14 protein-coding genes are annotated in these 19,896 nt (G+C 62.4%); 11 read left to right on the top strand and 3 right to left on the bottom strand.

Annotation, left to right across the window (positions count from 1 at the left end; genetic code table 11):
• Positions 1 to 13 precede the first annotated feature (13 nt).
• The 4 genes from ACNFHO_RS20885 (at position 14) to accC (ending at position 4,359) form a co-directional block, all read left to right on the top strand.
• A complete protein-coding gene (locus ACNFHO_RS20885) occupies positions 14 to 1,780 on the top strand; it encodes a protein-disulfide reductase DsbD (protein WP_416767219.1) in 1,767 nt (588 codons plus the stop codon).
• Between the two features lie 179 nt (positions 1,781 to 1,959).
• Positions 1,960 to 2,412, top strand: a complete 453-nt coding sequence (aroQ, locus tag ACNFHO_RS20880; protein WP_054894203.1) for a type II 3-dehydroquinate dehydratase — start codon at positions 1,960 to 1,962, stop codon at positions 2,410 to 2,412.
• Positions 2,413 to 2,521: 109 nt separating this feature from the next.
• A complete protein-coding gene (accB, locus tag ACNFHO_RS20875; protein WP_054894204.1) occupies positions 2,522 to 2,986 on the top strand; it encodes an acetyl-CoA carboxylase biotin carboxyl carrier protein in 465 nt (154 codons plus the stop codon).
• A gap of 17 nt (positions 2,987 to 3,003) precedes the next feature.
• On the top strand, positions 3,004 to 4,359 hold the full coding sequence (gene accC / locus ACNFHO_RS20870) for an acetyl-CoA carboxylase biotin carboxylase subunit (protein WP_054894205.1): 1,356 nt from the start codon (positions 3,004 to 3,006) through the stop codon (positions 4,357 to 4,359).
• A 173-nt stretch (positions 4,360 to 4,532) separates the two neighbouring features.
• Here accC and ACNFHO_RS20865 read toward each other — a convergent pair whose 3' ends face one another.
• Positions 4,533 to 8,420: a dermonecrotic toxin domain-containing protein gene (locus tag ACNFHO_RS20865; protein ID WP_416767218.1), complete on the bottom strand. Its 3,888-nt coding sequence runs from the start codon at positions 8,418 to 8,420 to the stop codon at positions 4,533 to 4,535.
• Positions 8,421 to 8,606: 186 nt separating this feature from the next.
• Between ACNFHO_RS20865 and prmA the strand changes: the two genes are divergently transcribed.
• The 7 genes from prmA (at position 8,607) to ACNFHO_RS20830 (ending at position 18,380) form a co-directional block, all read left to right on the top strand.
• The gene (prmA, locus tag ACNFHO_RS20860) at positions 8,607 to 9,485 is read left to right on the top strand and encodes a 50S ribosomal protein L11 methyltransferase (RefSeq protein ID WP_414154349.1); all 879 of its coding nucleotides are present in this window, start codon (positions 8,607 to 8,609) and stop codon (positions 9,483 to 9,485) included.
• Between the two features lie 54 nt (positions 9,486 to 9,539).
• Positions 9,540 to 10,844, top strand: coding sequence for a DUF3426 domain-containing protein (locus tag ACNFHO_RS20855; protein ID WP_416767217.1), 1,305 nt, complete (start codon positions 9,540 to 9,542; stop codon positions 10,842 to 10,844).
• A gap of 168 nt (positions 10,845 to 11,012) precedes the next feature.
• Entirely contained in the window at positions 11,013 to 12,026 is a 1,014-nt protein-coding gene (gene dusB, locus ACNFHO_RS20850; RefSeq protein ID WP_054894209.1) for a tRNA dihydrouridine synthase DusB, read from the top strand.
• On the top strand, positions 12,023 to 12,343 hold the full coding sequence (gene fis, locus ACNFHO_RS20845) for a DNA-binding transcriptional regulator Fis (protein ID WP_029614158.1): 321 nt from the start codon (positions 12,023 to 12,025) through the stop codon (positions 12,341 to 12,343). The genes dusB and fis overlap by 4 nt, the downstream gene beginning before the upstream one ends.
• 80 nt (positions 12,344 to 12,423) lie before the next feature.
• Entirely contained in the window at positions 12,424 to 14,031 is a 1,608-nt protein-coding gene (purH, locus tag ACNFHO_RS20840; protein WP_416767216.1) for a bifunctional phosphoribosylaminoimidazolecarboxamide formyltransferase/IMP cyclohydrolase, read from the top strand.
• 146 nt (positions 14,032 to 14,177) lie between these two features.
• Positions 14,178 to 15,473: a phosphoribosylamine--glycine ligase gene (gene purD, locus ACNFHO_RS20835; RefSeq protein WP_063546314.1), complete on the top strand. Its 1,296-nt coding sequence runs from the start codon at positions 14,178 to 14,180 to the stop codon at positions 15,471 to 15,473.
• Between the two features lie 135 nt (positions 15,474 to 15,608).
• The gene (locus ACNFHO_RS20830; protein WP_416767215.1) at positions 15,609 to 18,380 is read left to right on the top strand and encodes a response regulator; all 2,772 of its coding nucleotides are present in this window, start codon (positions 15,609 to 15,611) and stop codon (positions 18,378 to 18,380) included.
• A 45-nt stretch (positions 18,381 to 18,425) separates the two neighbouring features.
• On the opposite strand, the gene ACNFHO_RS20825 is transcribed toward ACNFHO_RS20830, so the two are convergent.
• A complete protein-coding gene (locus ACNFHO_RS20825; protein WP_416767213.1) occupies positions 18,426 to 19,094 on the bottom strand; it encodes a hypothetical protein in 669 nt (222 codons plus the stop codon).
• Positions 19,095 to 19,167: 73 nt separating this feature from the next.
• Positions 19,168 to 19,851 carry a hypothetical protein gene (locus ACNFHO_RS20820; RefSeq protein ID WP_416767212.1) on the bottom strand — a complete coding sequence of 228 codons (684 nt, stop codon included), beginning with the start codon at positions 19,849 to 19,851 and terminating at the stop codon, positions 19,168 to 19,170.
• Positions 19,852 to 19,896 lie beyond the last annotated feature (45 nt).

Raw genomic sequence — 19,896 nt, 5'->3', positions numbered from 1 at the left:
TCGCGAGTCCGCCATGCGCCGCCTGTTCCTCCTGCTGTTCCTGCTGCTGGCCAGCCCCACGTTCGCCTCGGGCCTGCTCGACAACCGTCCCAGCGCCACCCTCGGCGCCGCCTCGCTGTCCAACAGCGCCGACTTCCTGCCGGTCCACGAAGCCTTCAAGCTCGACCTGATCAGCGCCGATGCCCAGTCGATCAAGCTGCGCTTCGTCGCCACCGAGGGCTATTACCTCTATCGCCATCGCTTCCAGTTTCGCAGCGAGCCGGCCGACATCGCCCTCGGCAACGCACGGATTCCCCAAGGCGAAGCCAAGCACGACGAGTTCTTCGGCGATGTCGAGGTCTACCACGGCATCGTCGACATCGAAGTACCGCGCACCGACTCGCGCGCCTTCACCTTGCTGGTCGGCTACCAGGGCTGCGCCGACAAGGGATTGTGCTATCCGCCGGAAACCGCACGACTGTCGATTCCCGGCGAAGGCAGCACCTTGTCCACCACCACGGCCGAGGGCTGGAGCTGGCAGACCTTGCTGCTGTTCTTCCTCGCCGGTCTGGGCCTGACCTTCACCCCCTGCGTGCTGCCGATGCTGCCGATTCTCTCGGGCGTGGTACTGCGCGGCCAGGTAGGTGGCTGGCGCGGCTTCAGCCTGTCGCTGGCCTACGTGCTGCCAATGGCTGCCAGCTTTGCCGCGCTCGGTGCGCTGATGGGCCTGTTCGGTGCCAGCCTCAACCTGCAGGCACGTCTGCAGTCGGCCTGGGTACTGGTGCCCTTCGCCCTGTTCTTCGTGGTGTTCGCCCTGGCGATGTTCGGCCTGTTCGAACTCAAGTTGCCGCACGCCCTGAGCCAACGCCTGGACCGTGTCGCGAGCAATACCCGCGGCGGTTCGCTACTGGGTGCTGCGGTGCTGGGCGTGCTTTCCAGCCTGCTGGTCTCGCCCTGCGTGTCGGCACCACTGGCCGGTGCCCTGCTCTATATCAGCGCCAGCGGCGATGCTCTGGGCGGGGCACTTAAGCTGTTCGCGCTCGGATTGGGCATGGGCGCGCCACTGCTGCTGGTGGCGACAGGCGGTGCCGCCTGGCTGCCCAAGAGCGGGGCGTGGATGAACACGGTGAAGAACGTGATCGGGGTCCTGCTGCTGGGCGTGGCGCTTGGCCTGCTCAGCCGCGTGTTGCCGGGGCCGGTGACCTTGCTGCTGATCGGCCTGTTGTCGGCAGGCGTGGCGCTGTTCCTCGGCGCGCTGGAGTTCGTGGTCAAGACTCCACGTCAACGCCTGGCCCAGCTGCTGGGGCTGCTCTGCCTGGTCTATGCACTGGCGTGCTGGTACGGCGCACTCGCGGGTCAGGGCGATCCTCTGCGTCCATTGCCCGGCCCCGGCGTCAGCACCTCGCCCCCCGCCACCCCCCAGGCAGATGCATGGCAAACCCTCACCACCCCTGCCGCCCTGGACGCCGCATTGGCCCAGGCCAAGGCCGCAGGCCAGCCGCTGCTGCTGGACTGGTACGCCGACTGGTGCATCAGTTGCAAGGTGATCGAACATGAAGTACTCAACGCGCCACAGGTGCAGGCCCAGCTGAACGGCTTCAAGCTGCTGCGGTTCGACCTGACCGAGAGCAACGCCGAACAACGCGCCCTGCTCGACCGCTACACGCTGTTCGGCCCGCCCGCCTTGTTGTTTTTTGCCGCAAACGGCAGCGAAATGACCACTGATCGGGTGGTAGGCGAGGTGAACGCCGACGAATTTGCGAAAATTCTCACCGGCATGCGCAGCAAACTCGGTCTATAACTTCCCGCGCACCGGTAACTTTCTCCAACGAAGTGACCAGAGCTGATCATCTGGTCACATACTTTGCGCGAATCTCGGTCATCGTGCTGGCTATTGCAGGGAACTGGACACTCGCTAGTCTCTTGCGGCATAGTCGCCGCGCTATGTCGAATTGCCCTACAAAACCAAGGAAACCGCAGATGGCCACCCTACTGGTGCTGCACGGCCCCAACCTCAACCTGCTCGGTACCCGCGAGCCGGGAGTCTACGGCGCCGTCACCCTCGCCCAGATCAACCAGGACCTCGAGCAGCGCGCACGCGCCGCCGGCCACCACCTGCAGTACCTGCAGAGCAATGCCGAGTACGAACTGATCGACCGTATCCATGCCGCGCGCAACGAAGGCGTGGACTTCATCCTGATCAACCCGGCCGCTTTCACCCACACCAGCGTCGCATTACGTGACGCATTGCTCGCTGTGAGCATCCCATTCATCGAAGTGCACCTCTCCAACGTGCACAAGCGTGAACCGTTCCGTCATCACTCCTACTTCTCCGATGTGGCAGTGGGCGTGATCTGCGGCCTGGGCGCCAGCGGTTACCGGCTAGCCCTGGAGTCTGCTCTGGAACACCTGGCTGCCAACGCACAGCCCTGATGACGCAAAGCCCAGGCCTACATGCCTGGGCTTCGAAACACTACGAAGAAACGTTTTCGACACGTTTTGATAATTAAGTCCCCGACCGAACCTTGGGAGTTGCTGATTAATGGATATCCGTAAAGTCAAAAAGCTGATCGAACTGCTGGAAGAGTCCGGCATCGACGAACTGGAGATCAAGGAAGGCGAAGAGTCCGTTCGCATCAGCCGTAACAGCAAACAACCTGCCGGCGCCCAGTACTTCGCACCCCCAGCGCAATTTGCTGCTCCAGCCCCTGCCGCCGCAGCCCCCGTGGCCGCCGCCCCGGCTGCCGAAGCCGCTGCAGCACCTGCCCTCAAAGGCACCGTGATCCGCTCGCCGATGGTCGGTACCTTCTACCGCAAGCCTTCGCCAACCTCGCCGAACTTCGCTGAAGTCGGTCAGTCGGTGAAGAAAGGCGACACCCTGTGCATCGTCGAAGCCATGAAGATGATGAACCACATCGAAGCCGATATCGGCGGTGTCATCGACGCCATCCTGGTAGAAGACGGTCAGCCGGTTGAGTTCGACCAGCCGCTGTTCACCATCGTTTGAATCGCGGAGAGCCAACGATGTCTGGGAAGCTCGAAAAAGTCCTGATCGCCAACCGCGGGGAAATTGCCCTGCGGATCCTGCGTGCCTGCAAAGAGCTGGGCATCAAGACCGTCGCGGTCCACTCCACCGCTGACCGCGAACTGATGCACCTGGGCCTGGCAGACGAATCGGTCTGCATCGGCCCTGCATCGTCGAAAGAATCCTACCTGCACATCCCGGCGATCATCGCTGCCGCCGAAGTGACTGGCGCCACCGCCATCCACCCGGGCTACGGCTTCCTCGCCGAGAACGCCGACTTCGCCGAGCAGGTGGAGAAATCCGGTTTCGCCTTCATCGGCCCCAAAGCCGACACCATCCGCCTGATGGGCGACAAGGTTTCGGCCAAGGATGCGATGATCAAGTCGGGCGTCCCAACCGTGCCGGGCTCTGACGGCCCACTGCCGGAAGACGAAGAAACTGCACTGGCCATCGCCCGTGAAGTCGGCTATCCGGTGATCATCAAGGCCGCCGGTGGCGGTGGTGGTCGCGGCATGCGCGTGGTGCACAAGGAAGAAGACCTGATCGCGTCGGCCAAGCTGACCCGTACCGAAGCCGGTGCGGCGTTCGGCAACCCGATGGTCTACCTGGAAAAGTTCCTCACCAACCCACGTCACGTGGAAGTTCAGGTACTGTCCGATGGCCAGGGCAACGCCGTGCACCTGGGCGACCGCGACTGCTCGCTGCAGCGCCGTCACCAGAAGGTACTGGAAGAAGCCCCGGCCCCCGGTATCGACGAGAAGGCCCGCCAGGAAGTCTTCAAGCGTTGCGTCGATGCGTGCATCGAGATCGGCTACCGCGGTGCAGGTACTTTCGAGTTCCTGTACGAGAACGGTCGCTTCTACTTCATCGAGATGAACACCCGCGTCCAGGTCGAGCACCCGGTTTCGGAGATGGTCACCGGCATCGATATCGTCAAGGAGATGCTCAGCATCGCCGCTGGCAACAAGCTGTCGTTCCGCCAGGAAGACGTGGTGATCCGCGGTCACTCGCTGGAGTGCCGGATCAACGCCGAAGACCCGAAGAAGTTCATTCCGAGCCCAGGCACCGTCAAGCACTTCCATGCCCCGGGTGGCAATGGCGTGCGGGTCGATTCGCACCTGTACAGCGGCTATTCGGTTCCGCCGAACTACGACTCGCTGATCGGCAAGCTGATCACCTACGGCAAGGACCGCGACGAAGCCATGGCGCGCATGCGCAATGCCCTGGACGAGATCGTTGTCGACGGTATCAAGACCAACATCCCGCTGCACCGCGACCTGGTGCGTGATGAAGGTTTCTGCAAAGGCGGCGTCAACATCCACTACCTCGAGCACAAACTGGCCAACCAGGAGTGATCGCTTGTTGAGGTAGCACGCCCGGCAATCGCTGCGATGCCAGCCATTGGCCTTTCAGAAAAGCCGGGGATGCCACAAAAAAAACCGATGCCAGAATCTGGCATCGGTTTTTTTTGCTATCTACCCAGGACAGAGCAGGTCACCTAGGCTCGCATGAGCGCGATATCCGCTTGTCAGAGGCTCACCACTGAGATCGCCTGCAAGGCTAGTTCGTCCGGGGCCGGCGCCAATCCGGCAGCATCTTCCACAACTCCGCTTGGCCGCTCATACAGCGGGCGGGCCCGGAAACGGCTTTGGAATCTGTGGGCGCGAGCGGGCACCCCCTTCAACCGGAAATTAGCCTGCTTCATGATCGGCGTCAGCACTTGCTCGACCACGCTCATAGGCGTTCGGTAAACACGCGTAACCCCGCTCCCCAGGTTCAGCGTCATGCCATAGCTACCGCCAAAACACGACGAGAACGACCAGTGCTGCCAACTTGCCTGGATTCCCTGGCGCCTGAGCAACGCCCGCACGACGCCGCCGATATCCGTACCGCCCAGCCAGTCGCCACCGGCCATGACTGCCCTGACGCCCGCGCCATCCTGCGCAGCGCCGATTTGCGTCAGCACTTGCCGCAGTGCAGGCTCGATCAGGCTACGGACATTGTGATCGATATGCAGCACCGCACCTGCACGTGTTGCTGGGTTGTACAAGGATACCGCCACACAGGACTGCGCATTGACGGTATACAGGTAGTCATCCGCCGCCCCCACGTATCGCGCCACCACGGCTTCTCCCTGCAGAGCGCCACGTATTTCCGATGGCGCTCCCTCGCCATTGGTAATCTGCCTTGCCTGCGTCAGGGTTCCAGCATCCTGCACATGATTGCCGCCGCGAAGGCCGGTGCTGTTGGCAATCCATCGGCCATCTTCATGCAATCGCACTGCCGGGCGATGGTAGCTCTGCGGGCGATTGGCCTTGAACACCCGTAACGTAGCGTGCTCAGCGTCGTGTACGACCTTGTAGTAACGACCGCCCGAGCGGATGAAATGCTCTGCGTTGGTAGCGTCCTTGGCGCCGCTACGGTAGGTGCCTTTCCAGATACCGTCCTCCGTCACCTTGTGCAGATCGCCAGGCTTGCTCTTGACTGCCCAGGACTTGTCGAACTGCAGGGAGGGGGTTCGTGTCGCACCCGTCACCTGAGGGCGGCGGACAACTGCCTGGCGCAAGGGCGCAAGCGCTGACTTGAGCATTCCCAGGCTCACTCCTGGCACACTCAACACCGCCCCCAACAAACCCCACGACGCTTCCAGCCAGTTCTGCAGGGCCACTGCGGTTTCCCATCGGGTATGGGCGACGATGGCCTTTTTCAAAGCAGAGGCGGTCATGAAGGCACCAAACGCTATGGCGAACGGTGGATACACCAGCAATGGCAGTGCGCTGAACAGAACGCCTTTGAACACCTGGGCGCGAATGACCTCGGCTTTGCCAAGGGTCGCATCCTCGACATCGGCGAGCGCATGCTCGATGAACGCGTTGTACTCCCCGGCCACCGTAACCACCTGGTTGAGCCCACGCAGGGAATCACGATGACTGTCGCCACTGGCCAACCTCTTCAGGCGCGTGCTGACCTTGGATCTGGAAGCCAACGTAACGCGATTGAGCAGATAATCGTACAGCACACCCGTACCTGTGGCGTTCAGGGACTGATAGGGGCGCAGCAGAACACCATCCGGGGCTTGCGGGGTATATAACCAGTCAGTCGCCACTTTGCCTGTCACCTCCCGCAGAACATAGGCGCCCAGTACGAAACAACCGTCGATCGACAAGCGAAACACCCCCGAGCTTTCGACCACCGTTTCCGACTCACTGACGATGTCGGGCTGGCTCAACGTCCGCCCCAGCGCCGTCACCAGTGCAATCAGTTTCATATAGGTCGCTTGATCGAGTTCAGCCTTGATACTGGCCAGGCGCAAATCGCGGTCCATCGCCGAGATCAGCGCACGACCGAACATCTTCCGGCGAGCCTCATAATCCGCCGAGGACTCGTTCAGATAGTGTTCGCGTATGTGTGTGATGTACGTCTCGCCAACGTAAGCGCGACGTGCATAGCGCGTAAAATCGTGGCTGCGTAGAGCGCTCAGGTCCTGGCCAACCAGGGAGCGCACGCCCTTTTTCGGGTTGTCCAGGCCGGAATTTTCGTCATATCCATAGCAGACCAGATCGACCAGGTTCATCGTCAGCGGCGTATCCGTGTCTGTGGACGGCAGATCGAACAGAATAGACTCCGGGTCGACCTGTTCGGTGATGCCCTTGTCGTCCAGGTAAGGCTTGATGGCAGTCTCGACGGTACGCCGGGCGAATGCGTGAAAACCTTCATAATCCTGCATCGACGCGGCAAACACGTGCTCAGCTTGCAACGCCACCTGCTTTTCCAGGTTGATCACGCGCTTTTGGCCAATGTTCAGGTTAAGTGCGTAATACGGCGCAATAGAGGCCTCGATCTCATCCTCGGCCTTTTTATTGCTCAAGCGCACCCGCTCGGCCAAGCATGCCTCGTACCCCGTCAGGGCTCTCCTACGATCCAGACTCAGGGACCATTCGGAAGGTTTTTCCACGATGCTCAGGATGGATGCACTGACCGTGGCTCGTTGATCGAAGGGAACCTGGCTCAACAGATAATGACGACCCGTTTCCTCCGCCAACCAACCACCGATTTCACTGTTGAGCGCGCGCTGTGATACCAGCTCTATCCACTCCTGGCCATCTGGTTTACCAGGGGCATACAGCACAAAGGCGTCATCTGCTACGGCGAACAACAACAAGTCACTGCAATCTGCGCCCGCCCACAATTGCAGAGGACAGATCTCATCGCCTGGCGGCTCCTGGGCGAGCAATGCCAAGACCTGATCATGACGCGCATCCGACAGGTGCCCTTTCTTGCTGGCAATCAGCAGGCTATAGCGCAATTGCGAGTCATAGAGCTCTAGCTGCGCCAACTCGACTTCAGCGTCCTGATGGCGCTGCTTGAGGGTCGCGATGAAGCTGTGCGGGACATCGAGTTCGCTCAACAGACCCTGTAGTTGCTCAGCGGAAGGTGGCTTGCAATGCAGTAACGGCATGCTCACCTGCAGCGGCTTGTACACCTGTGTCACGTCAATTGCGCCTTCCATCACCAGCTCGGTAAGGGTCAGCGTCCTGACGCTCACATTTTCCGTAGCTGACGGTTCACATTTGACGGTGATGAGGTCGGCAGATAATGGCAGGTCGAAATGCTCATGCAGATAGGCGGACGCCAGGCTGCCCGCATGCTCACGCAACGAGCGCGCACTACCAAGCAAACTTTCGAGTGTTGACTGCGCTCCCTCGCAAACGCCCTGAGCGGCAGTCAGCGCCGCGACGTCCTCGGCATTTAAATTGCGATACCACTCCGGCAGGTGCTTGCGGACAAGCCTGTCGAGCACTTGCCTCTCATCGTCATCGGCGAGAAACAACAGCGCAGGCTGCGCATGCCAGTCCCGCTCCTGCTCCCGAATCAGCGCCCGCACCTGGGCACTGGTCATCGCGGCAACCTGTGGCGCGCCCAGCGCGGCTTCAAGATCAATGCAGTGCTGCTCGCAACGTTGGCTGATTCGCTTCTGGTACTCGAGCACATCACTCAAGCCCTGGGGCTTCGCCTCCCAGTGGCGGGTGAGGTAATCCCGGTAGGTTTCAACCATGCGCCCACCGATGCCCTCCACCAGTTGTTCGACCTGCTGGCGCCGTTCCAGCGGCACTTCACGCGGCTCCCCGTCGCTGATGCGATAGATGGCATGTTCTGCTTCGTCATAGAGCACCGGCTGCTGGGTGACCATGCGCTGTAGAGCGGCATCAAGCAGGTCCTGGATGAAATTCGGGTCGATATCTTCGGTGTAGTAGGTGCGCAGTTGCACAAGCGCGTCGCTTTCGATTGCCTCGATAAAGCTCAGCTGGGAGTTGCGTCGTTGCTCGAAGGCCGCACTCCAGCGCCCGAGTCGCTCGATGATGGAGTGGGCCGACGAATCGTCAATGGGGGAATGGGTAGCGGGCTGATCGTTCATGACGCTATACCTCGTAGGCTTGGGGGCCCGAATTCTAGGTAGCGCCGCGGCACGACCAGCGGTAGTTATTTGTTCGACGGATCATCCTGCGGCCTGTCCGTACGGGACGCGCTCGCGTAAAATGCTTGATTTGGCAGTCGTAGGCTGCCTCTTCGATCACACCGAATCACATTTAAGGTGCCCGCCATGCCCTGGCTGCAAGTACGTCTGGCCATCAGCCCGGAACAAGCCGAAACCTACGAAGACGCCCTGCTCGAAGTCGGCGCCGTCTCGGTCACGTTCATGGATGCCGAAGACCAGCCGATCTTCGAACCGGACCTCAACACCACCCCACTGTGGTCGCACACGCATCTACTGGCCTTGTTCGAAGCCGATGCCGAGCCCGAAGCGGTGTTCGCCCACCTGCAGCTGCTGACCGGCGCCGATCTGCCCGAGCACCAGGCCGAAGTCATCGAGGATCAGGACTGGGAACGCAGCTGGATGGACGGTTTCCAGCCGATGCGTTTCGGCCAACGCCTGTGGATCGTGCCGAGCTGGCATGAGGCCCCGGAGAAAGACGCCGTCAACCTGCTGCTCGACCCGGGCCTGGCCTTCGGCACCGGCACCCATCCGACCACCGCCCTGTGCCTGGAATGGCTCGACGGCCAGTCGCTCGCAGGCACCCAGGTGCTCGACTTTGGCTGCGGCTCGGGCATCCTGGCCATTGCCGCCCTGCTGCTGGGCGCCCGCGAAGCGGTGGGGACCGACATCGACGTGCAGGCCATCGAAGCCTCGCGTGACAACGCCCAGCGCAACGGCATCGCCGACGAGAAGCTGGCGCTGTACCTGCCCGAGCACATGCCGGCGATGCAGGCCGATGTGCTGGTCGCCAACATCCTGGCCGGCCCGCTGGTCTCACTGGCCCCGCAGTTGTCCGGCCTGGTACGCCCTGGTGGCCTGCTGGCGCTGTCGGGCATTCTCGCCGAGCAGGGCGAGGAAGTGGCTGCTGCCTACGCCGCCGACTTCGACCTCGACCCGATCGTCGTGCGCGATGGCTGGGTGCGTATCAGCGGCCGTCGTCGCTAGGCTACAGTTCGTAAAGCACCAGACTCCAACCCTGCACAACCCCCGGATCGCCGCATGACCGACAGTTTCGTCACCCAGTGCCCGCATTGCCAGACGCGTTTTCGCGTCACGTATCACCAGTTGAGCGTGGCCCGTGGGGTGGTGCGCTGTGGCCAGTGCCTGCAGGTGTTCAATGCCGCGCGGCAGTTGCTCGAACAGAGCCAGGGGGCTGCGCCAACGCCGGTTGCCACGACACCGGTAGCGCCAACGGTGCCAGCAACGCCTGCGGTCGAGCCACCCGCGCCGAGCCAGGACGACTGGGCTGCCACGCTGGATGCCATGGATCTGGACCAGGAGCTTGCGCGCCTGGAGCGACGAGGCCCTCGCCCCGAGCGCCAAAACGCCGAGCGCGACGAGTCCTTGCAGGCGCGGCGTGACGATCAGCACCCGGAGCAACATGGTGACGAGCCCTTCGGCACCGCAACCGATGACCGCCTCGAGCCCGACTCGCAACCCACACCGGCACCTGCACCGGTTCTGGTCGAGCAGGAGCCACTCGACCTGGAACCGATAGCCCAGGAGCGTACCGAGCCAACCCTCGGACAGACGCTTGAGCTCGACGACGAATACCCCCCCGCACACTTGCCCGCCGAACGCGACGAACCAGCCACCGAGCGGCTCTCGTCCCCCGACGAGCCTCGTCCGGAAAAAGGCCTCTCGGCCCTGGACGACGATGTCGCGAATCTGCGCCTGTCGGCACGTGACGACCACGACGACGCCGAAGACGACGAACGGCTGGAGCCGGTCCTGGCCAGCAAACCCTCGCGCGCGCGCAAGGAACCATTGGTCGATGTGGTCGACGACCCGCTGCAACTGGACTGGCAAAAGCCCGCACCGAACTGGGGCAAGCGCCTGCTTTGGGGCTTCCTGGCGCTGCTCGCCGCTGGCCTGCTGGCCTTCCAGTACGTCTACTACCACTTCGATGAGATGGCCCGGCACGATCGTTACCGGCCGCTGTTCCAGCAACTGTGCCCGATCGTCGGCTGCCAGGTACCCACCCGAGTCGACATCGCTCGTATCAAGAGCAGCAACCTGGTGGTGCGCAGCCATCCGGACTTCAAGGGCGCGCTGATCGTCGACGCGATCATCTACAACCGCGCCTCCTTCAGCCAACCCTTCCCCTTGCTGGAGCTGCGTTTCGCCGACCTCAACGGGCAGTTGATCGCCAGTCGTCGGTTCAAACCCAGCGAGTACCTGTCGGGCGAGCTGGCCGGGCGGGGCGAGATGCCTAGCCAGACACCGATCCACATCGCTCTGGACATCCTCGATCCAGGCCCCAAGGCGGTGAACTACAGCTTGAGTTTCCGCTCCCCCGAGTAGCACGCCATACCTGAGGGAGCGCGGCGGGCGACATCACCAACCTAAATGTCATAAGCCCACAACTGTTCAGATTTTATCCAGTTCCATCTTTATCCGGTCACCGAGAGCGGGTATCATGCCATCCCTTTTTCGAACTCCAATGATCCGGCCCCACAACAGGGAACACCTATGTCGGCGGTACGCATCGGCCCATATACACTGCAGAACAACCTGATCCTCGCGCCTATGGCCGGGGTGACGGACCAGCCTTTCCGCACGCTTTGCAAACGTCTGGGGGCGGGCATGGTGGTGTCGGAGATGGTCACCAGCGACATGAACCTGTGGAACAGCCGCAAATCGCGCCTGCGCCGCATCCACGAAGGCGATCCCGAACCGCGTTCGGTACAGATTGCCGGTGGCGATGCACAGATGCTGGCCGCGGCAGCGCGAGCCAACGTCGAGTCCGGTGCCCAGATCATCGATATCAACATGGGCTGTCCGGCAAAAAAAGTCTGCAACAAAGCGGCAGGCTCTGCTTTATTGAGAGATGAAGCGCTGGTCGCTGAAATCCTCGACGCGGTGGTCGGTGCAGTCGATGTGCCGGTCACCCTGAAGATTCGCACCGGGTGGGATCGCTCGAACAAGAACGGCCTGAACGTGGCGAAGATCGCTGAACAGGCCGGAATCCAGGCGCTGGCGGTGCATGGCCGCACACGCGCCGACCTGTACACCGGTGAAGCCGAGTACGACACCATCGCCGCAATCAAGCAGGCGGTGTCGATCCCGGTTTTCGCCAACGGCGACATCACGTCGCCAGAAAAGGCCCGGGCGGTGCTGGATGCCACAGGGGCCGACGGCCTGCTGATCGGCCGTGCCGCCCAAGGGCGGCCATGGATCTTCCGCGAGATCGAGCATTACCTGCGGACAGGCGAGCATCTTCCGGCTCCCGGGCTGGATGAAGTGGAACGCATTCTGCTGGAGCACCTTGCCGCGCTGCATGCCTTCTATGGGGATGTGATGGGCGTACGTATCGCCCGCAAGCACGTGGGCTGGTACCTGGCAACACGCACGGGCGGCAGGGAGTTTCGCGCCCGCTTCAATGCCTTGGAAGATACCCAAGCGCAGTGCGCCAACGTTCGGGCGTTTTTCGCCGAACGTCGACAGAGCCTTGAGACAGAGGACGGACAAGGGGTGGCCGCATGACGATGATGACCGAGACATTAGTGAGTGGAACAACGCCCGTGAGCGACAACGCCAACCTGAAGCAGCACCTGAACACGCCGAGCGAAGAGGGCCAGACCCTGCGCGACAGCGTCGAAAAGGCACTGCACAACTACTTCGCCCACCTGGAAGGCGCCACCGTCACGGACGTGTACAACCTGGTGCTCTCGGAAGTCGAGGCACCGCTGCTCGAGAGCGTGATGAACCACGTCAAGGGCAACCAGACCAAGGCCAGCGAGATGCTCGGGCTCAACCGAGGCACCCTGCGCAAGAAGCTCAAACAGTACGACCTGTTGTAAGCCAGAATCCCAATCAGAAAAGGCGGCTCCGTTGAAAGAGGCGCCTTTTTTGCTGACTCCACCGCGTTATGGAATCCGAAATGACCGACCAGACTACCCGCCTGCCGATCCGCCGCGCCCTGATCAGCGTCTCCGACAAGACCGGTATCCTCGAGTTCGCCCGTGAGCTGCAACAGCTCGGTGTCGAGATCCTGTCCACCGGCGGCACCTACAAGCTGCTCAAGGATAACGGCGTGAACGCGGTGGAAGTGGCCGACTACACCGGCTTCGCCGAAATGATGGACGGCCGGGTCAAGACCCTGCATCCGAAGATCCACGGCGGCATCCTCGGCCGTCGCGGCACCGACGACGCCATCATGAACCAGCACGGCATCAAGCCGATCGACCTGGTCGCGGTCAACCTGTATCCGTTCGAAGCCACCATCAGCAAGCCAGGTTGCGACCTGCCGACCGCCATCGAGAACATCGATATCGGCGGCCCGACCATGGTGCGTTCCGCGGCGAAGAACCACAAGGACGTCGCCATCGTGGTCAACGCCAGCGACTACGCCGGCATCGTCGAAGGCCTCAAGGCCGGCGGCCTGACCTACGCCCAGCGCTTCGACCTGATGCTCAAGGCCTTCGAGCACACCGCCGCCTACGACGGCATGATCGCCAACTACATGGGCAGCATCGACCAGTCCAAGGACACCCTGTCGACCGAAGGCCGCAGCGAGTTCCCGCGCACCTTCAACAGCCAGTTCGTCAAGGCCCAGGAAATGCGCTACGGCGAGAACCCGCACCAGAGCGCGGCGTTCTATGTCGAAGAAAAGAAAGGCGAGGCCAGCATTTCCACCGCCGTCCAGTTGCAGGGCAAGGAATTGTCGTTCAACAACGTGGCCGACACCGACGCCGCGCTGGAGTGCGTGAAGAGCTTCCTCAAGCCGGCCTGCGTCATCGTCAAACACGCCAACCCGTGCGGCGTGGCGGTGGTCCCGGAAAACGAAGGTGGCATTCGCAAGGCCTATGACCTGGCCTACGCCACCGACACCGAGTCGGCGTTCGGCGGCATCATCGCCTTCAACCGCGAACTCGACGGCGAAACCGCCAAGGCCATCGTCGAGCGTCAGTTCGTCGAAGTGATCATCGCACCGAAAATCTCCCAGGCCGCCCGCGACGTGGTCGCCGCCAAGCAGAACGTACGCCTGCTCGAGTGTGGCGAATGGCCTGCCGAGCGCGCTGCTGGCTGGGACTTCAAGCGCGTCAACGGTGGCCTGCTGGTGCAGAGCCGCGATATCGGCATGATCAGCGCCGAGGACCTGAAGGTCGTCACCAAACGCGCGCCGACCGAGCAAGAGATCCACGACCTGGTGTTCGCCTGGAAAGTCGCCAAGTTCGTCAAGTCCAACGCTATCGTCTACGCCAAGAACCGCCAGACCATCGGTGTCGGTGCCGGCCAGATGAGCCGCGTCAACTCCGCTCGCATCGCTGCAATCAAGGCCGAGCATGCTGGTCTGCAGGTACAGGGTGCGGTCATGGCTTCGGACGCGTTCTTCCCGTTCCGCGACGGCATCGACAACGCCGCCAAGGTGGGTATCAGCGCTGTGATCCAGCCGGGTGGCTCGATGCGTGATGCCGAGGTGATTGCTGCTGCTGATGAAGCCGGTATCGCGATGGTGTTCACCGGTATGCGCCATTTCCGCCACTAATCCACGCGGATCTCGAGACTGGCAGCGTCCCTGTGGGAGCGGGCTTGCCCGCGAATACGATGGTGCAATCACCGCCGCATTCGCGGGCAAGCCCGCTCCCACACGATCTGCGCCAGCCACGGGATCATCTGAATCGAGGTTTTGACATGAAAGTTTTGATCATCGGCAGCGGCGGCCGTGAACACGCCCTGGCCTGGAAAGTCGCCCAGGATCCACGCGTCGAGAAAGTCTTCGTGGCCCCGGGCAACGCCGGCACGGCCATCGAAGCCAAATGCGAGAACGTCGCCATCGACGTCTGCGCCCTGGAGCAACTGGCCGATTTCGCCGAGAAGAACGTCGACCTGACCATCGTCGGTCCTGAAGCGCCACTGGTGATTGGCGTGGTCGACCTGTTCCGCAGCCGCGGTCTGGACTGCTTCGGTCCGACCAAGGGCGCAGCGCAGCTCGAAGGCTCCAAGGCCTTTACCAAGGATTTCCTGGCTCGCCACAAGATCCCGACCGCCGACTACCAGAACTTCACCGAGATCGAGCCGGCGCTGGCCTACCTGCGCGAGAAAGGCGCACCGATCGTGATCAAGGCCGACGGCCTGGCCGCAGGCAAGGGCGTGATCGTCGCCATGACCCTGCAGGAAGCCGAAGACGCCGTGCGCGACATGCTCGCCGGCAACGCCTTCGGTGAAGCCGGTTCGCGCGTGGTGATCGAGGAATTCCTCGACGGCGAGGAAGCCAGCTTCATCGTCATGGTCGATGGCCACAACGTGCTGCCAATGGCCACCAGCCAGGACCACAAACGTGTCGGCGACAAAGACACCGGCCCCAACACCGGCGGCATGGGCGCCTACTCGCCGGCCCCGGTGGTCACGGCCGACGTGCACCAGCGCGTGATGGACCAGGTGATCTGGCCGACCGTGCGCGGCATGGCCGAGGAAGGTAACGTCTACACCGGTTTCCTCTATGCCGGCCTGATGATCGACAAGGCAGGCAACCCCAAGGTCATCGAGTTCAACTGCCGCTTCGGCGACCCCGAGACACAACCGGTCATGCTGCGCCTGGAGTCGAGCCTGGTGCTGTTGGTCGAGGCCGCATTCGCCAAGGCTCTGGACAAGGTCGAAGCACAGTGGGACCCACGCCCGAGCCTGGGCGTAGTGCTGGCCGCTGGCGGTTACCCGGGCGACTACGCCAAGGGTGACGTGATCCACGGCCTGGACGCTGCTGCCAAGATCGAAGGCAAGGTGTTCCACGCCGGTACTGCACTCAAGGATGGCCAGGTGACCACCAACGGCGGACGCGTCCTGTGTGCCACTGCCATGGGCAGCACCGTTGCCGATGCACAGCAGCAGGCCTACCGCCTGGCCAAGGAGGTCAGCTGGAACGGTAGCTTCTACCGTACCGACATCGGCTACCGAGCCATCGCCCGCGAGCGCGGTGAACACCAGCAGTAAACTGCGGCCCGCAGGTCGTAGCGCCATGGCGCACGGCCTGCGGCTCGTCGACAGGGCCCCATCGGGGCCTTGCCTTCGGCGCGGCACGCCGCGCATAGTTGTTATCCGGCTTATCAGCCAAGAAAGGATCTCGTCGTGCGTCGGCTTCGGATTGCCACTGCCCTGATCGTCAGCATGCTGACCCTGCTCTGCCTGCTTCCGGCTGCGGCCGAACAAGGCGGCGGGTGGTCTGTGCTGCTCGATGAACAGGCAAGCCTGCAGCTCTCCGACGTACGCTCCGACCGCTATCGCAACCAGTTCAGCCCGCTGCAACTGGATGAGCTGGATGCCGCCCTGCCCGACCAGGCCCTGTGGCTGCACTACCGCCTGGAGCCCGCCGACCAGGAGCGCCTGCTGCGCATCTTCGCCCCCGACCTGTCACGCCTGGACCTCTACGCCCTCGACGGCAGCACGCTGCTGCGCCAGTTGCACCATGGTCGACAGTTGGGCAACGCCAGCCCCACCCTGCGCGGCAGCGACCACGTTCTGCCACTGCCCAACGCCACGCAACCGCTGGACATCTACCTGCGCCTGGTCTCCGAGCACCAGCTGCGCCCGGCGATCTCTCTGGAATCGGCGGCCAGCGCGGCCATCGACCAGCGCCAGCCGCTGCTGTTCGGCCTGCTGTTCGGCGGCCTGGTGATGCTGATCCTGCACAACCTGATTCGCTTCTTCTACACCCGCTCCAGCACGACCCTGGTGCTGGCCCTCTACCACGCGTTGATGCTGCTCAGTGCCTTGATCCTGCTCAACCTCAGCGGCCCGTGGTGGCACCTGTGGCACAGCGCGCAAACGCCTGCCGCCTACCTCACGCTGGTCCTGGCCGGGCTTTGCGGGTTGTACTTCACCCAGCGCTTCTTCTCGCCCTGCGGTTCCGCGCGGCTCACCCGCATCCTGCAGGCAGAAATGCTGATCGCCGCCATCAGCGGCTTGCTCCTGCTGTTCATCGACACCCTGCCGCTGAACCTGACCACCTACACCCTGCTTGCCCTCGGCAGCCTGAGCATGCTCCTGGCCAGCGCCTACTACTGGTACAAGGGCTACAACCCTGCCCGCCTGTTCACCTTGGCCATGCTGGTGTTCAACCTCGGTGGCCTGGTCCTGCTGCCGGCGCTGCTCGGCCTGACCCGCACCCCCACCCCCTGGCTGCTGGTCATCCTGATGGGGCTGACCGTGGTCAGCGGCCTGTTGCTGAACCTTGCCGTCAGCGAGCGCCTGCGCAAGATCAACGAGGAGCGCGTGCGCGCCAGCCGAGCCCTCGCTGCCAGCGACGCCGAGATCAACGCCAAGGCCGAATTCCTGGCCAAGATCAGCCACGAGATCCGCACGCCGATGAACGGCGTGCTGGGCATGACCGAGCTGCTGCTGGGCACACCGCTGTCGGTCAAGCAGCGCGACTATGTGCAGACCATCCACAGCGCCGGCAACGAGTTGCTCACGCTGATCAACGAGATCCTCGACATCTCCAAGCTCGAATCACGACAGATCGAGCTGGATGATGTGCAGTTCGATCTCAACGCACTGATCGAAGACTGCCTGAACATCTTCCGGGCCAAGGCCGAACAGCAGAACATCGAGCTGATCAGCTTCACCCAGCCACAGGTGCCACGCGTGATCAGCGGCGACCCGACGCGGTTGCGTCAGGCGCTGTCGAGCCTGCTGGACAATGCCCTGAAGAACACCGACCAAGGCGAAATCCTGCTGGTGGTGGCCCTCGACCAGCGCGGTGACGCTCCGCGCCTGCGTATCGCCGTGCAGGACAGCGGCGAGCCGATGGCCAGCGCCGAGCGCGAGGCTTTGCTGCAGGCCGAGCTGCACAGCCACCACTTCCTCTCCAGCAACAAGCTCGGCGGCCACCTGGGGCTGGTGATCGCCAAGCAACTGATCGGCCTGATGCACGGCGAATTCGGCATCAAGACCAGCACCAGCCTGGGCAATACGCTATGGCTGACACTGCCGCTCGATCCACTGCGCCTGGAACAGCCGCCCGCCGACCTTGACGGTCCGCTGCGCGATGCTCGGGTGCTGGTAGTGGACGATAACGACACCTGTCGCAAGGTGCTGGTGCAGCAGTGCAGCGCCTGGGGCATGAACGTCAGCGCCGTGCCTTCCGGCAAGGAGGCACTGGCGCTGCTGCGCACCAAGGCACACCTGCGCGACTACTTCGATGCCGTGCTGCTGGACCAGAACATGCCCGGCATGACAGGCATGCAACTGGCAGCCAAGATCAAGGAAGATCCGAGCCTGAACCACGACATCCTGGTGATCATGCTGACCGGCATCAGCAACGCGCCCAGCAAGATCATCGCCCGCAATGCCGGGGTCAAACGCATCCTCGCCAAGCCGGTAGCCGGCTACACGCTCAAGACCACCCTGGCCGAAGAGCTGGCCCAGCGCGGCCGCGAGCCGGCGATAATTGCCGCCCTCGGTGGCACGCCGACGCCGCTGAACCTGCCTGCCGACTTCCGTATCCTGGTCGCCGAAGACAACAGCATCTCGACCAAGGTGATCCGCGGCATGCTCGGCAAGCTCAACCTCGAGCCCGACACTGCCAGCAACGGCGAAGAGGCGCTGGAGGCGATGCAGGCCACGCGCTACGACCTGGTCCTGATGGATTGCGAGATGCCGATACTCGATGGTTTCTCCGCGACCCAACGCCTGCGTGACTGGGAGGCGGCCAACCAGCGCCAGCGCACCCCGGTGGTGGCGCTGACCGCGCATATTCTCAGCGAACACAAGGAACGCGCGCGCCTGGCCGGCATGGACGGGCACATGGCCAAACCTATAGAGCTGTCGCAACTGCGCGAACTGATCCAGTTCTGGGCGAACCAGCGCGAGGCCGTGACAGATCACCTGCACGCCCCCTGACAAATCCAGCGACCCTGGTCCGCAAGGCCGCCGGATACAAAGGTTTCAGCTTTTCGCGAGCTTAACATTGCGCAGGAAGACCTCTCCCTTCCCATACACCCGTTCACGCACGCGCGCTTTGTACTTGTCACGGAACAGCCTCAGGTTGAATCGCACCAACTCCACACGCGCCTTCGAGAAGTCCAGCCCGGGATTCTGATTCATGAACAACGTTCTGAGGTTCCAGCGGGCAGTCACTCCCCCCTCCATGTGATAGATCACCATGTCGAAGTAATCTCCCGAATGCCTTACACAGGGCAGCAACTGGAAATGGATCTTTTCCGTCTGGCGCAACGAATACGAAAAAATCTCCAGCGCCTCGGCATCCTGCGCCAGACCCTCCAGCGCCTGCCGGGTCGCATCTGCCATCGCTGCGCTGCCGTACTGGCTGATCAAGGCCAGCGCATCCTTCTTGAGGCTGTCCCTGTCCGGTCCTGGCAAGATCACACCTGGGGCAGGCGTGGCATCCCATCCGAGAAATTTCAGCTTGCGTCTGTAGCAATCGAACCAGTCCGTGACCAGACCTGCACCAAACTCCTCGCGGGTGGTGAGCTGGGCATACAGGTTACCCAGCAAGATGTCCTCGCGCTCGTCAGGACTCACTCCCGGCAAGAACACGGCCAGACTACCCGGAGCCGCGCTGGCGCGAACTGCTTTGTCGTTATCCACACTCATGGTGCTCTCCTTTGTGCCAAGGCTGCGCCTGGTGCGGTCGCGTGACACCCGCGCCAGGCGCGAGCAGGTGGGATCAGGCCTTCAGTTTCATGTTCAACAGCGACTTGCGGCTGTTCGAGGAGACACGAGAAGTCAGCACATCACGCACCGACTCGTACAGGCCGTGATGGAAGACCAACGCAGCACTGTTGGTCACGGTGAGATTGGTATGAGACGTCCAGTTGAACAGCAAGCCTTTGTAGTTGGTCACAGGGTCGCCGTCACTCTGGATCGACACGATGAACATCACCACCTCACCGCCAGGCGACTGTTCGCACTGGGCCAGCGTCAGCGCAGTGTTATCGATCTCCTTGGCCTCGATATCGAAGACCGTGACGGCATCCGGCGAATTGGCAATCGCATCCATCGCAGCTGTACCGACTTTCTGCACGGTATCTTTCACGCCGCCAGAGAGATAACTGGCAGCCAGCTTCAAACCCTTGCCTACAAGGTTGCTGGCGGACATCGACTTGCCGCCATCAGTGACGATTTCGGTCTTGTAGTTGACCGGCAGCCAGCCGGCCTGCTGCATGACCGACGTATAGTTCTGGAACCATTCTGCCGCTTGAGTGACCGGATTGAACTCTGCCGACGCCGCGCTCATGGCGAATACGTGACACTCCTTGGCAGCATCCCGGTTGCGCATGTCCATGGTATCGGAGAACACGAATACGTTACGTTTGGGCAAGATCTCTATATCGTGGTTTTCAGCAGTCATGACCGTTGTTCCTCTCTTGGTTCAATTGATGTCCGAGGCCTTCTG

The sequence above is a fragment of the Pseudomonas sp. NY15374 genome (assembly GCF_048068255.1).
Classification (GTDB): Bacteria; Pseudomonadota; Gammaproteobacteria; order Pseudomonadales; family Pseudomonadaceae; genus Aquipseudomonas; species Aquipseudomonas machongensis.
The sequence above is the reverse complement of the archived record's forward strand: the minus strand, read 5'-3'. Positions and strand labels throughout refer to the sequence as shown.

Coding starts and splice junctions, on each gene's coding strand:
- ACNFHO_RS20885 (WP_416767219.1), top strand. CDS start 14: ATGCGCCGCCTGTTCCTCCTGCTGTTCCTGCTGCTGGCCAGCCCCACG.
- aroQ (WP_054894203.1), top strand. CDS start 1,960: ATGGCCACCCTACTGGTGCTGCACGGCCCCAACCTCAACCTGCTCGGT.
- accB (WP_054894204.1), top strand. CDS start 2,522: ATGGATATCCGTAAAGTCAAAAAGCTGATCGAACTGCTGGAAGAGTCC.
- accC (WP_054894205.1), top strand. CDS start 3,004: ATGTCTGGGAAGCTCGAAAAAGTCCTGATCGCCAACCGCGGGGAAATT.
- ACNFHO_RS20865 (WP_416767218.1), bottom strand. CDS start 8,420: ATGAACGATCAGCCCGCTACCCATTCCCCCATTGACGATTCGTCGGCC.
- prmA (WP_414154349.1), top strand. CDS start 8,607: ATGCCCTGGCTGCAAGTACGTCTGGCCATCAGCCCGGAACAAGCCGAA.
- ACNFHO_RS20855 (WP_416767217.1), top strand. CDS start 9,540: ATGACCGACAGTTTCGTCACCCAGTGCCCGCATTGCCAGACGCGTTTT.
- dusB (WP_054894209.1), top strand. CDS start 11,013: ATGTCGGCGGTACGCATCGGCCCATATACACTGCAGAACAACCTGATC.
- fis (WP_029614158.1), top strand. CDS start 12,023: ATGACGATGATGACCGAGACATTAGTGAGTGGAACAACGCCCGTGAGC.
- purH (WP_416767216.1), top strand. CDS start 12,424: ATGACCGACCAGACTACCCGCCTGCCGATCCGCCGCGCCCTGATCAGC.
- purD (WP_063546314.1), top strand. CDS start 14,178: ATGAAAGTTTTGATCATCGGCAGCGGCGGCCGTGAACACGCCCTGGCC.
- ACNFHO_RS20825 (WP_416767213.1), bottom strand. CDS start 19,094: ATGAGTGTGGATAACGACAAAGCAGTTCGCGCCAGCGCGGCTCCGGGT.
- ACNFHO_RS20820 (WP_416767212.1), bottom strand. CDS start 19,851: ATGACTGCTGAAAACCACGATATAGAGATCTTGCCCAAACGTAACGTA.